Source organism: Deinococcus sp. (genome assembly GCF_025362455.1).
Taxonomy (GTDB): domain Bacteria; phylum Deinococcota; class Deinococci; order Deinococcales; family Deinococcaceae; genus Deinococcus.
Genome location: NZ_JANYGJ010000029.1, coordinates 1 through 12,525 on the forward strand (window position 1 = coordinate 1; position 12,525 = coordinate 12,525).

At 67.1% G+C, this 12,525-nt stretch carries 10 protein-coding genes and 1 pseudogene; 10 read left to right on the forward strand and 1 reads right to left on the reverse strand.

Annotated features, from left to right (window positions below):
• The 8 genes and pseudogenes from Q0R23_RS01780 to Q0R23_RS01815 form a co-directional block, all read left to right on the forward strand.
• Positions 1-285, forward strand: a pseudogene (locus Q0R23_RS01780) (tRNA uridine 5-carboxymethylaminomethyl modification protein GidA); the annotation flags it as partial.
• Complete coding sequence (locus tag Q0R23_RS01785) at positions 282-1,286, forward strand: tRNA (guanine-N7)-methyltransferase (protein WP_293909740.1); 1,005 nt, start codon at positions 282-284, stop codon at positions 1,284-1,286. The pseudogene Q0R23_RS01780 and the gene Q0R23_RS01785, both read left to right, overlap by 4 nt.
• 87 nt (positions 1,287-1,373) lie before the next feature.
• Positions 1,374-2,417 carry a hypothetical protein gene (locus tag Q0R23_RS01790; protein ID WP_293909743.1) on the forward strand — a complete coding sequence of 348 codons (1,044 nt, stop codon included), beginning with the start codon at positions 1,374-1,376 and terminating at the stop codon, positions 2,415-2,417.
• Positions 2,418-2,529: 112 nt separating this feature from the next.
• Complete coding sequence (gene dnaX / locus Q0R23_RS01795) at positions 2,530-4,839, forward strand: DNA polymerase III subunit gamma/tau (RefSeq protein ID WP_293909746.1); 2,310 nt, start codon at positions 2,530-2,532, stop codon at positions 4,837-4,839.
• Between the two features lie 4 nt (positions 4,840-4,843).
• Positions 4,844-5,242, forward strand: a complete 399-nt coding sequence (locus Q0R23_RS01800; protein WP_293909749.1) for a DUF1905 domain-containing protein — start codon at positions 4,844-4,846, stop codon at positions 5,240-5,242.
• Between the two features lie 113 nt (positions 5,243-5,355).
• Entirely contained in the window at positions 5,356-6,750 is a 1,395-nt protein-coding gene (hemL, locus tag Q0R23_RS01805; RefSeq protein ID WP_293909751.1) for a glutamate-1-semialdehyde 2,1-aminomutase, read from the forward strand.
• Positions 6,747-7,175 carry a CoA-binding protein gene (locus tag Q0R23_RS01810; protein ID WP_293909753.1) on the forward strand — a complete coding sequence of 143 codons (429 nt, stop codon included), beginning with the start codon at positions 6,747-6,749 and terminating at the stop codon, positions 7,173-7,175. Before hemL ends, Q0R23_RS01810 begins: the two co-directional genes overlap by 4 nt.
• Positions 7,176-7,183: 8 nt before the next feature.
• A complete protein-coding gene (locus Q0R23_RS01815; protein ID WP_293909755.1) occupies positions 7,184-8,584 on the forward strand; it encodes a cytochrome P450 in 1,401 nt (466 codons plus the stop codon).
• Between the two features lie 83 nt (positions 8,585-8,667).
• Here Q0R23_RS01815 and Q0R23_RS01820 read toward each other — a convergent pair whose 3' ends face one another.
• Complete coding sequence (locus Q0R23_RS01820) at positions 8,668-9,198, reverse strand: adenylate kinase (protein ID WP_293909757.1); 531 nt, start codon at positions 9,196-9,198, stop codon at positions 8,668-8,670.
• A 255-nt stretch (positions 9,199-9,453) separates the two neighbouring features.
• Between Q0R23_RS01820 and Q0R23_RS01825 the strand changes: the two genes are divergently transcribed.
• Together Q0R23_RS01825 and Q0R23_RS01830 are read left to right on the forward strand one after the other, a co-directional pair.
• On the forward strand, positions 9,454-10,905 hold the full coding sequence (locus Q0R23_RS01825) for a hypothetical protein (protein ID WP_293909759.1): 1,452 nt from the start codon (positions 9,454-9,456) through the stop codon (positions 10,903-10,905).
• The gene (locus Q0R23_RS01830; protein WP_293909761.1) at positions 10,902-12,056 is read left to right on the forward strand and encodes a hypothetical protein; all 1,155 of its coding nucleotides are present in this window, start codon (positions 10,902-10,904) and stop codon (positions 12,054-12,056) included. Before Q0R23_RS01825 ends, Q0R23_RS01830 begins: the two co-directional genes overlap by 4 nt.
• Positions 12,057-12,525 lie beyond the last annotated feature (469 nt).

The following is a 12,525-nucleotide window of genomic DNA, read 5'->3' on the forward strand; positions in this document are numbered from 1 at the left end:
GAGGACGCCGGGCGGCTGAGCGAGGTCGCCTACGACTTCCTGGCCGACGACTTGGCCGCGCACGGTATTTTTCTGAGCTACGCCAGCGGTGAGGTGCCCGCCCGTGACGGTCCCGGCTACGAGGTCCGCTTTCAGGTGATCGCCCCCGGCGAACTCAAAGGCTTCAAGGTGAAACGCCTTGACCGGGGCTATGCGCTGGGCCGCTGCACTCCGGGTGAGCACAACTACTCGTCTGTGCTGGACGCCGCCGCCCGGCTGGCGAGCGAACTCACGGAGGGCGCGTGATTCTCCGGCTGGGAGACTTCCACTTTCCCGACAGCGCGGCCCGGCTCTACCCCAGCACGCCGGGGCGGCCCTGGGTGCTGGAAGTGGGTTTTGGCGACGGGCGCTTCTGGCCTCAGCACGCGCAGACATTCAGCGAGGCGCCCAATTACCTGGGTGCGGAACTCAGCGGCGTGAGTCTGCTCAAGGCGGCCAACCGGCTGCGGGCCGCAGGCATCTCCAACGCCCACCTGAGCAAGCTCCCGGCCACGCCGCTGCTGCGCGAAGCCGTGCCGCCAGATTCACTGAGCACCATCGTGGTCAACTTTCCCGACCCCTGGCCCAAGGCCGAGCACGAGGACCACCGGCTGCTGAGCGCCGCCTTTTTCCGGCTGGCGGCCAGTCGCCTGAAACCCGGCGGGGCCGTGCTGCTGACCACCGACCACGACGAGTATTTCGAGTTCGCCTGCCGGGAGGCGCAGCTCAGCGGTGTCATTCGCACCGAGCGAGGCGCCCCGCCCGACGCCGCGCTGCACACCAAATACGCCCTCAAGTGGCAGAACCTGGGCCTCAGCGCCCAACACGCCCGCTTCGTGGGCACCGAGCAGCCGGAGGTTCCGGGCGGCACACTGAGCCACTATCCAGATCAAGACCTACCAGACCAGATTTCACAGGAGAATACCGTGCCACACGCCGTTCTGGAAAGTCTGCCCGCCGAGTTCGAGTTTCAGGGCTTTTCGCGCCAGGCGGTGCGCGGTCCCGGCCAGGAACCGTATACCGTCGTGTTGCTGGACGCCTACCGCAGCGTCCGGCGCGACGAGTTCACGGTGCTGGCGCATGTGGTGGAGGGCGAGCTGACCCAGGAAGTGCTCATCAACGTCACCCGGCGCCCTGGCGGCACGGTGCTGGTGCGGCTGGGCAAGTTCGGCGGGCCGATCATCACGCCCGGCGTCAAGGCGGCGGTGGGCGCCCTGACCGACTGGCTGGTGAGTCAGGGGGGGGTGGTCAGGCATCTGGGGTACTGAGCGCGAATCTGGGGCACCGCTTTCGGTCCAGGGCGAAGTTAGGTATGCTGATTCTGTGAACAGGCAATATCAGGGCGCCGCCCAGGCATGAGTGACGCTGGCAAGCCGCGCAAACCCAGGACGGTCAACCCTCAGCCGGACGACGCGGGCCGGGCCGTGCTGGAGCGGGTCGCCCGGACCGGCAAGGGAGCAGCGCAAACTGGAGCAGCGCAAACAGGGTCAGCGCAGGCGGGCACACCACCGAAGGCGCGAAGCAGAGACGGCAAGACGACTCGCCAGCCTGCTCCGGCCAAAGCTGCCGCCTCCGCCGAAGGCAAACCCGGCAGCGCTCCGAAGTCTGTCTCATCATCCGGACCGGCGCAGGGCAAACGCCGCCAAGCCCCGTCCAGACATAACTCAGGCAGTCACTCAGGGGACAAGCTCGGCCTCGCCCTGCTGGTGCTGGTGATCCTGGCGGCAGCGGTGGCACGGTTTCTGCTGCCGGGGCCACACGCCGCCGTGCCGGGCACTGGGCCACTGCAAGGCGCCGGGCAACTGCACCTACGTTTTCTGGATACCCGTCCGGGCACGGTGCTGTTGACCTCGCCGGAGGGACGAACGCTGCTCTACGGCCTGGCTGACAGTGGGCCGGACCTGCTGGGCAAGTACGGCGTGAAGCGGCCCGATCTGCTGATCGCGGGCGGCGCAGTTCCGGCGAGCTGGACGGGTGTGAGACCCGTACCCAGGGGACTATCCAGCCTCGGCAGCGTCAAATTGCGCGTGCTCGACAGCCCGAACGGCACACCCGGCCTGCTGCTGAGCTACGGCGAGTTCCGGGCCTTGTTGACGGGCGAGAACGGACCGGAGACCGTGCCAGGCTGGCTGAAGGCGGGCGGCGAGGCGGCGTATGGCCCGGTGCAGATTTATCAGGGAATCAGGCGCGGCGAGACGGCGGCCTGGCTCGCGGCGGTAAGGCCCGAAGCGGTCGTGCTCTCACTGGGCAGGGCACCGACGCTGGGCAGCTTGCCCGATGCCAGGACGCTGGACCTCTACCGGCAGACCGGGGCACGAATCTGGCGCAGCGACGTGAGCGGGACGATCAGCTTCACGGCCACGGCGGACGGACGCTTCGTGGCACACGCGGAGCGGTGAGGGCACTGTCTGCGCGGGCGGGCCTTCGTCCAGACCAGAGGGCAGCAGCCCCCCTCCTCCACCCTGACCGGCCTCACTGCGCTTGCCCCCGGCGCGGCACTAGAATGCAGCCGTGAGCGCCATTTATCAGCGGGCCAGACCGATTCACTGGGACGAGGTGGTCGGGCAGGAGCAGGTCAAGGATGTGCTGCGTGCCGCCCTGGAGGCCGGGCGCATCGGGCACGCCTACCTGTTTTCCGGGCCGCGCGGCGTGGGCAAGACCACCACCGCCCGCCTGATCGCCATGAGCGCCAACTGCACGGCGAGTGACAACCGGCCCTGCGGCGTGTGCGAGAGCTGCCTGAGTGTGCGCTCCGGCAACCACCCCGACGTGCTGGAAATCGACGCGGCCAGCAACAACAGCGTCGAGGACGTGCGCGACCTGCGCGGCAAGGTGGATCTGAGCCCGATGCGCGGCGGCAAGAAGATCTACATTCTCGACGAGGCCCACATGATGAGCCGCGCCGCCTTCAACGCGCTGCTCAAAACGCTGGAAGAGCCGCCTGAGCACGTCATTTTCATTCTGGCGACCACCGAGCCCGAAAAGATTCTGCCGACCATCTTGTCGCGCTGCCAGCACTTCCGATTTCGCCGCCTGACCGCCCCGGAAATCGCCGGAAAGCTGACCGGACTGGTGGCCCAGGAAGGCGCCCAGGCCGAGCCCGAAGCCCTGAACCTGATTGGCCGCCTGGCCGACGGCGCCATGCGCGACGGCGAGAGCCTGCTCGAACGGATGCTGGCGGCGGGTCAGGCCATCACGTTACGGGGCGTGGAAACCGCGCTGGGGTTGCCGCCCTCCGAGCGGCTGAACACCATGACCCAGGCGCTGATCGAGCTGGACGCCGGGCCGCTGCTGGCCGGGGCGGCGGCGCTCTACTGGGACGGCTACGCGGCCCGCACGGTGGTCGAGGGGCTGGTGCAGGCTCTGAGCACCGCCCTGCACGCCGAGTTGGGCCTGGACGGCGCCACGCCGACGGGGGCCGATATTCCCAGACTGCTGCGCCTTCAGGCCGCGCTGGACGCCCAGGAGTCGCGCTTCAGCCGGGGCGCCGATCAGCTCAGCCTGGAACTGGCCCTGACCCACGCGCTGATCGCCGGGGAGGGCGTGCAGGCCGCGCCCACCCAGGGAGCCAGCCAGGGGACGGCGCCGCAGCCCCGCCAGACTCAGGCAGCCGGACTCAGCCCGGACGACGCCGCCCGCTTATCCCGGCTGGAACGGGAGGTCAGCGCGCTCAGGGCGGCGGGGCCAGTAGCAGTCCAGACTCGCGGCTCGGTTCAGGACGAGATTCCCGCTGTGCAGCCGACCTCACAGGCTCCATCTCGTGCGGAAACCCCGGCTGGCGCTGCCGCGCCTACTGGCGCCGTATCTACAGGTGACTGGGCCGACGTGATTAGCGCGGCCAAGATGCAGATGCGGGCCTTTCTCAAGCCTGCCCGGATGCATGCCGAGGCCGGATACGTCAGCCTGAGCTACGACGCACGCGGCAAATTCCACGCCAAACAGGTGTATGAAAAGTTCGATGAGGTGGGCGCCCTGGTCAGCCGGGTCTTCGGCCCCGTGACCTTCGAGCTGATCTCGCCGGAGCTGAACAAGAAGCAAAAACTCGGCGGCCCGGATAGAGGTAACCCGGAGGCAGGGAACGAGGTGCCCGCGCCCCAGCCTGACCCGACGCCGCCAGCAGCTCCCCAATCCCCAATCCCCACGTCTCCCGCCCCGGACGAGCTGCCCGACTTCTCGCCGACCCGGCGGGCTCCGAAAGCGGCGGCGCCCATTCAGAGTAGTCCCGTTCAGATTAGCCCCGTTCAGACCAGCGCTATGCAGGCTGACGAAAACCCGCTCCCCACGCTGCCGGAAGTGCGTCCGCCCCGCCCTTCGCCCGATGACGCCGCCGCCGCGCCGCTGCCAGACGAACCCGCACCGACGCAGCTTCACGCCGCCGACGCTGTGGACGCACCAGACCTGCCGCCCTTCAACCCCACCCCGGCCAACACCCGCACCCGCGAGCTATACATTCCGCTGGAGCCGATCAGCGAGGAGCCCGACTGGGACGACCTGGGCGGTGAGGTAAGCACGGGCAGCGAGATGAGCACGGCTCCGGCAGCGAAACCGGCAGCCAGTCACCCGGCGCCGATGCCGAACAGCGGTCTGGGAATGATTGACACCCGCACCCTGGACGACGCCCCGCCGCCCCCAGCCCGCCAGAGCGCCCCTCCGAAAGCGGCCCCGGTGCCGGTCGGCGACGTGCGCTCACACCCCAACTACCAGGAAGTCACGCGGCTGTTTTCCGGGCGCGTCAAGGAGCTGGGCAAGGTGAAGAAACCGCTGGCCGATGTGATCGAGGAAGACGTGGTGGACGAGATCGACGGTTCAGCGGAAGCCTGAGCATATGAGCCTTACCTTCAGCGGTATCATCTGGCACTGGGCGGGGCCGTCGCCTTACTACTTCGTGAGGGTGCCAGAAGAGGAATGCCGAGCCATCAAAGCCGCCGCCAAGCTCGTGAGCTACGGCTGGGGCATGATTCCGGTGCGGATGCGGATCGGCGAAACCGAATGGAAGACTTCTCTGTTTCCCAAGGACGGCCAGTACCTTGTGCCGCTCAAGGATGAGGTGCGGAAAGCGGAGAAGCTGGCCGAGGGCGACACCGTGACGCTGCGGCTGGACATCGGCCTAGAGCAGTACTCCGAATTACGCCACGGGGAAAACAGCCTCCCCGCGCCTCCATTCTGCGTCCTGCTCAGTCAAAACTACTCGCTCCGCTCGGTCATAAAAAGGGTCTTTTTATGACATCTGCTCTATAGCTTCGCCCGGCTTAGGTATTCGCTCACCTGCACATCTCCGCTCGCTTTTATGTGCCCTACCCGATCTTCACTCACGGCCCAGCGTCGTACCGTAGAGTCATGACGCTGACCTCCAAGCAGCCTTCCGCTACCGCCCAGTCTGAGGCTCTCTTCGAGCGTGCCCAGCAGGTCATTCCCGGCGGCGTGAACTCGCCTGTGCGGGCCTTCAGATCGGTGGGCGGCCACCCGCGCTTCATCGCCAGCGCAAGCGGCGCCACCCTGACCGACGCGGACGGACAGACCTACCTCGACTACATCGGCTCGTGGGGACCGATGATTCTGGGCCACAACCACCCGGCGGTGCGGCAGGCCATCATGGACGCCCTGCCCTCCGGCACCAGCTTCGGCGCCCCCACCGAGCGCGAGGTGCGGCTGGCCGAACTGGTCACCCGCCTGACCGGGGTGGACAAGGTGCGCTTCGTGTCCAGCGGCACCGAGGCGACCATGAGCGCCCTGCGGCTGGCGCGGGGGTACGCCAGCGCCCAGAGCGGCGACCAGCCGAATAGCGCGGGCCGCAAGTACACCCTCAAGTTTCGCGGCAACTATCACGGCCACGCCGACGCCCTGCTGGTCGAGGCGGGCAGCGGCCTGATGACCAACGCCGACTTACTCGGCCAGGCCGCGCCCAGCAGCGCCGGGGTGCCGCCTGAATACGCCGCCCTGACCCTGGTGGCCGACTACAACGACGCCGCAGGGCTCGATGAACTGATGCGAGCACGCGGCCACGAGATCGCCGCCGTCATCTTCGAGCCGATTGTCGGCAACGCCGGGGTGCTGATTCCGCGCGGAGACTTTCTGGAAGCGCTGCGCCGCACTCAGGATGCCGGGGCGCTCTTGATCGCCGACGAGGTGATGACCGGCTTCCGCCTCTCGATTCGCGGCGCGGCGGCCCAGCTCGGCCTGAAGCCGGACCTGACCTGCTGGGGCAAAATCATCGGCGGCGGCCTGCCGGTGGGCGCCTACGGTGGCCGAAGCGAGATCATGGATTTCGTCTCGCCGGTGGGGCCGGTCTACCAGGCCGGAACCCTGAGCGGCAATCCGCTGGCGATGGCGGCGGGCCTGGCGACCTTGCAGGAGCTGGAGCGCGACCCGGCCATCTACGGGCGCCTGACCCGCTACACCGCCGCGCTGGCAGGGGGCCTGCGCGTCCGGGCGCACTCAGCGGGCGTACCGATCCGGGTCAATCAGGTCGGCAGCATGCTCACGGCGTTCTTTTTACCGGCGGGGGCGAGCGAAGACACCGAGATCGGCAATTACGGCCAGGCCGCCCGCTCCGACACCGCCGCCTTCAGCACCTGGTTTCAGTCGATGCTGAATCAGGGCATCTACTGGGCACCGTCGCAGTTCGAGAGCATCTTCGTGTCCGGCGCCCACACCCAGGCGGACCTGGACCGGACGCTGGACGCCGCCGCAACCGCCTTCGCCGCCGTGGCCGCATCGGGAGGGCGGGTATGACCGTCCTGACAGCTACCCAGGACGTGGTGCGGGTGCTGCGCGACTCCAGAACGGTGGCGGTGATCGGTTTTCACCCGGACGAGATCAAACCGGCCCATTACGTGCCGGAATATCTGGACCGGCAGGGCTACAAGGTCTACGGCATCAACCCAGCGCTGGCCTCACGGGGCGCCTCGGCCTTCGGGCATCCGGTGCTGAGCCGCCTGGCCGAGCTGAACGTACCGATTGACGTGGTAGAAATCTTTCGCCGCAGCGACAAGGTGAAAGACCACCTGGCCGACATCCTGGCGATGAGCCCACCACCGAAAGTCGTCTGGTTGCAACTCGGCATCCGCGACGACGCCGTGGCCGCCGAGCTGAGCAAACTCGGCATCGAGGTCATTCAGAACCGCTGCATGCTGGCCGACCACCGGCAGTTTCTGTAGGAGACATCATGACCCACTCCCCTTCTGCCCACTCCCCCACCGTCGGCCCACTCGCTCGCCCGCGCCTCCCCGTCAACCCCATCGGGCTGCCGCCGGGGCCGCGTGGGGTGCCGAAGCTGGGTATTCTGCCAGAGTTGAGCCGGGCGCCACTGCCATTTTTCATGCGCCAGCGCGAGATTTTCGGGGATTATGTGACGCTGCCGTTCGGGCAGGGCACAGTCATCCTGATCAGCTCACCGGAGGGCGCCAAGCAGGTGCTGCAAGACCACGCGGCGCAGTACATGAAGGGCAGGGGCCATCAACTGCTGCGCTCACTCCTCGGCAACGGGCTGCTGACCGCCGAGGGACCGCTGTGGCTCTCGCAGCGGCGACTGGCCCAGCCGTCGTTCAGCCGTACCCGACTGGCCGCTATGGCGTCTGGCATGGAAGAGGTGACCCGCGCCGTGCTGCTGCCGCGCCTGGAGGCCGCCGCCCGCACTGGGGCGCCGCTCGACCTCGCCCCGGTGATGATGGAGGCCGCGCTGGGCATCGTGCTGCGCGCCCTGTTCGGCACCGAGCTGGCCCAGGCCGATTATCAGGCCGTCGAGCGGGCCATGCCGTCGGTGCTGGGGCGGGCCGTGACGCGCACCCGCAATCCGCTGAGCTTCGAGATCTTCACGCCCGCTGTGGTGCGGGGCGTCCGGGGCGAGCGGGCGCTGAAGGCCGTGGTGGACCGCTTGATCGCCGGGCGCCGCATCCAGATACAGCAGACTGGCGCCGCACTTGATGAGCACTGGGGTGAAGACCTGCTCGGCACCTACATGGGCGCCGGAATGGACGACGAGCAACTGCGCGACGAGGTGATGACGCTGTTTCTGGCCGGGCACGAGACGACAGCCAGTCTGCTGACCTCGCTATTCTGGTTCCTGGGTCAGCATCCAGTGTGGCTAGATGCCGTGCAGGCCGAAGCGCGAGCCCTCTCTGGCCCCGTATCGGAGCAGACTCGCAGCCTTAAACTACTCGACGCCTGCCTGTCCGAAACATTGCGGCTGTCACCCCCGGCCTGGGCGGTGCCCAGATGGTGCCTGGAAGAAGACGAGGTGGCGGGCTACCGCATCCCAGCGGGCGTCGGCGTGATGATTAGCCCGTATGTGATGCACCGCCACCCCGACCACTGGGAGCGCCCGGAGGTGTTCGACCCGCAGCGCTTTCTGGATTTCGGGCGCGTGCCCGCCGCCTTCATGCCCTTCGGCGGTGGCCCGCGCCAGTGCATCGGCAACCACTTCGCGTTGCTGGAGGCGGGCGTCGTGGCGGCGAGTGTGCTGCGCGAGTACCGCCTGACGCCGACCAAGGGTGGGCCGCTGGAGATGCTGCCGAGCATCACGCTGAGGCCGAAATCGGGGGCCATGGTGCGGGTGGAGCGGGCGTAGAGCAATTGGCGCTGGGGCAGTGAATTCAGCCTGTTGTCACCCTTTCGGGCCGTTTCGGCGCGTCTGACAAACACCATCGCTTCCTATCGCCCTCTCAACTCCCCGACCCACACTTCAGCCTCTCGCGGACGCCGCAGCCGGATCACCTTCAGATGTGGATATTCGGCGATCTGGACGGGTGTTTCGCGGCGACGTTTCCAGTGGGTTCGGAAGAACCAGGCGATAATGCTGTCTTTTGAAAACAACGTACTCCACTCCTCGCGGTTGCCGTTCCACAATTCTTCCAGCGTGCCCATGCGCCTGAGCGTGCGCCGCAGCAGTCGCCAGAACACCGTCCAGGCCGGATAATCGAGCCACACCAGCGTATCGGCCCTGGGCCAGCCGATGTCTCTGGCCTTACTGTAATTGCCGTCCATGACCCAGCGCTCTCCAGCCGTGAAACGCTCGACTTCGGCGCGGAACTCCTCCAGTGGAGCTTCCTGCCAGCCGGAGAGGTGGTTCCAGGTGTCCTGCTCGGCGTGGGGAATATTGAGCGCGGCGGCAACCCGGCGCCCCAGCGTCGTTTTGCCACTGCCGGACGTGCCGATGACGAGAAAGCGTTGCGGAAGGGGCATCCGGCCAGTCTGACAGCGCCAAACCGGGGCAGCGTCCGCTGAATGGCGGGGCGAGCGACCCTCTTCCTCACCCCGCCACCCGGCTTATGGTCAGCGGTCAGTTGCTGCGCTAGAGTGGACGCACAATCCAGGCTGTGGGACTTCGACGCGATTCCCGAAACAAACTTCAACTTTGACCTTCACATCGTGCCTCTCTTCCCCGGTGCGGGTTGTTTTTGTTGCCCACAGTTTTTGTTGCCTACCGAGGAACCCACTATGCCGACCCCCGACCAGATCACCCGTGAAGACCTCGCCCTGTTCGTGAATGCCTGCGCGGTGGGCACCGGCCAGAAGGAGTTCTACAGCGCGGCCCTGGAGCAGCAGTATTCGCTGGCATTCCTGCACGAATACGTCTGCGGCAATTACCGCTCGCTGTACGCGCATTGCCTGAGCGCCGGAATCAACCACCGTAACCAAGCCGAAATCGTGTTCCAGTTGCTCGCCAGCGGCAAGTTCTGCCCAGACGAGTTACGCCCCAGCGAGAACGAGCTGATTCGCCTTGCCCTCAAAACCTTACCGCCCCAGCGCGTCTGGAAGCTGTTCGAGCGGCTGCGGGAAGCCGGGGTGAACAACCGCCGGACGCGGGCGACGATCCGCGACTTTGCCGTCTCGCGCAAGAACCTGGCGTTCGACGCCGTGAAATACCGCTCCAAGTTGCGCTCTGCCGTGATCCACGCGCACGTCGACCTTCGCACCGCCCTGCCCGCCGCCCCGGACGGCACGCGGCCTGCTGGCGAGCTGGAACGCTTTTTGTTCGAGCCGCTGAAAGTCAGCAAACAGGGCGGCCACACGCCCTTCGCCGCCTTCCAGACGCCGCTGCTCGAAGCGTACCGGAGTGCGCATTTCAGCCAGGAGGCGCTGTACAAGCTGCCCTACTCGGTGGCCGAGGTCTTCGCCGCCAGGCACGGCATCGAGCGCTCACAGTTCCTGAAAAAAATCGAGCCGCAGATGACCGAGCGTGAGCGGTTGCGCCTGCAATCGGCGGGCGGCGGCAAAGTGGCGCTCAATCCCGCCCGACTGAGCCTCACCGAGCTGTGCGTGTATCTGCTGAGCCTGAGTCTGGACGAGCGGTTTCCCCGCCGCGCCGAGATCGAGGGCTGGCTGGAAAAAGCCTGCGGCGCGGTCCGGGCGCGGCCTGCCCTGTCCGGGCGGGTGGCGGCGGTGCTCGACAACTCGTATTCGTCGGGCGGCTCGGAGCAGCGGCGGGGTCGTCCGCTGGCGCTGGCCTGGGCGGTGCATCTGCTGCTGAAAGCGCAGAGTGGCACGACGTATCAGCCGTTCTGGACCTCCCAGGTCCGCGACGATCTGCTGGTCCACGCACGCGGCCAGAGCAACGTCACCGAACGCCTGCTGGACGCGCTGGACTGGGGCGCTGAGACGGTCATCATCGTGTCCGACGGCGTGGAAAACGACCCGGCGGGCGCCTTCGAGCCGGTGCTGGCAGGCTACCGGCGCCTCGGTGGCCGGGCGAGCATCGTACATCTCAATCCGGTCTTCGACGCCGAGCGGCTGGAGGTGCGCCGACTCTCGCCCGACCTGCCCGCGCTGGGCCTGCGCGACGGCGAGAACCTGGCGGCGGTGCTGGACTTCGCCCGCTTCGTGTCGGGCGAGCTGAGCCTTGAAGCGTTGCTGCGGGTGTTGAGTCCTGCCCTCAAGGAGAACGTATGACCATCCCAGACACCGCATTGCACCTGAATGGCCTGAGCGTCGCCCCGGCCCAGGTCTGCGGCGGCGTGCGGCTGATCCCGCTGATCCGGCAGCGCGAGTGCCGCGACGTGCGCTTAGAGTTGCGACGCTACCGGGAGCAGATCGGGCGCGTGCAGCTCAACGACGGCAGCGACTACTGGGCCTTCGTCCCGCACGGCCTGGTGCTGCGCTGGGGTGAGGGCGACGAGCTGGAGAGCGCGATGGGCTCGCAGCTCAAGAAGACCGACGGCAAAACGCAGGACGTCGGCTGGTTCTCGGTGAACACGCTGCACCGGATGGTGAAGCGCGAAAGCAAGAACGCGCTGCGGATGCTGCCGCTGCACCTGGCGCTCGAAGGCTTCCTGGCGCTGCACTTCGGCGGCCCCAAGGTGGCCTGGAAGGAGTACAGCCGCTCCGTGCTCAGTCAGGGGCTGGGAGAGCGCTCCGAGTCGGCGGTGCCCGGCGCCGCGCTGCCCGGCTTCGAGGACGCGCTGAAGACCTTCGAGATTCACGACGGTCAGGTCGGCGTGCTGGTCTACGTGGCCGACAAGCTGGCGAGCGCCTTCGTGGTGCCGTCCAGTCAGGATTACCGCGCCCTGCACTACACGCTGCTGAGCGACTATTTCGGCGAATTGATCGGGCGCTACGCCCTGCTGTATTCGCACTCACCGGAACTGGGCGCCACTCCGGACACCAGCCAGGCCCGCACGCTGGCCGACCTCCGAATTGCGCTGGACGGTGCCCGGCAGCACTGGGCCGACTTCGCGCACACGAGCATGCTGGGCGACCTGGTGGGCAGACCACTCAGCCGCCAGAAGATCTACGACGTGGGCGGGATGCGTCTGGAACGCTTCATGACCGACCTGAACCTGGAGCAGACCAACACCATCGGTGAGTGCCTGACGCGGGACGACGGCGAGCTGCTGTACCTCAAGACCTTCCAGCTCAGCCGCGCCCAGAGCGAACGGGGCTGGCTGCTGGGGCTGCTGGCGGCGGCAGACTGGCATCTGGAGAGCGCGGCGCAGTCGGCGGGGCTGTCGGTCAACGGGCTGATCCTGCGGCTGGACGGCGCAGGCTTCGGGTATCTACTCAAACCGCATCTGATCGAGGCGGCGCGGCGAAAGGGGATTTGAGGGGCGCACAAGCCTGGCATCCTGATTACGCTCACCTTGAAAGCGTGGTCACCCTCAGCACAGCGTTCTGTAAGTTATGCAATGAAATCTGCCCCGTCACCCCCTCTCCCCGGTGCGTTGCACCGACCCTCTCCCGCAGGGGGCGAGGGCAACGAAATTTCCAGAACGCTGTACTCAGCGTAGCGAAGTGTCCATTTCAGCAGACCCTTCACTTCCTTCAGGGTGACAATGTTTTGTTTAAAAGTTGCACGAGGACGAAGGAAATTGCTAGGTGTTGTTGACCCCTCGCCCCCTGCGGGAGAGGGGGCCACTGGGCACCGTCCCCACCCCACACTGCTTCAGTCCCGCCTCAGCCCTGCGCCGCGTCCCCGACCACTTGGCCGTCCCGAACGGTAATCAGCCGCTTCGCCCGCGCCCCCACCGCGAGGTCGTGCGTCACCACGATCAAGCTGGTGCCGCCGCCGTGCAG

Bases quoted from the DNA above. Each gene is read 5' to 3' on its own strand.
- Q0R23_RS01790 (WP_293909743.1), top strand. From the start codon at position 1,374: ATGAGTGACGCTGGCAAGCCGCGCAAACCCAGGACGGTCAACCCTCAG.
- Q0R23_RS01800 (WP_293909749.1), top strand. From the start codon at position 4,844: ATGAGCCTTACCTTCAGCGGTATCATCTGGCACTGGGCGGGGCCGTCG.
- hemL (WP_293909751.1), top strand. From the start codon at position 5,356: ATGACGCTGACCTCCAAGCAGCCTTCCGCTACCGCCCAGTCTGAGGCT.
- Q0R23_RS01810 (WP_293909753.1), top strand. From the start codon at position 6,747: ATGACCGTCCTGACAGCTACCCAGGACGTGGTGCGGGTGCTGCGCGAC.
- Q0R23_RS01815 (WP_293909755.1), top strand. From the start codon at position 7,184: ATGACCCACTCCCCTTCTGCCCACTCCCCCACCGTCGGCCCACTCGCT.
- Q0R23_RS01820 (WP_293909757.1), bottom strand. From the start codon at position 9,198: ATGCCCCTTCCGCAACGCTTTCTCGTCATCGGCACGTCCGGCAGTGGC.
- Q0R23_RS01825 (WP_293909759.1), top strand. From the start codon at position 9,454: ATGCCGACCCCCGACCAGATCACCCGTGAAGACCTCGCCCTGTTCGTG.
- Q0R23_RS01830 (WP_293909761.1), top strand. From the start codon at position 10,902: ATGACCATCCCAGACACCGCATTGCACCTGAATGGCCTGAGCGTCGCC.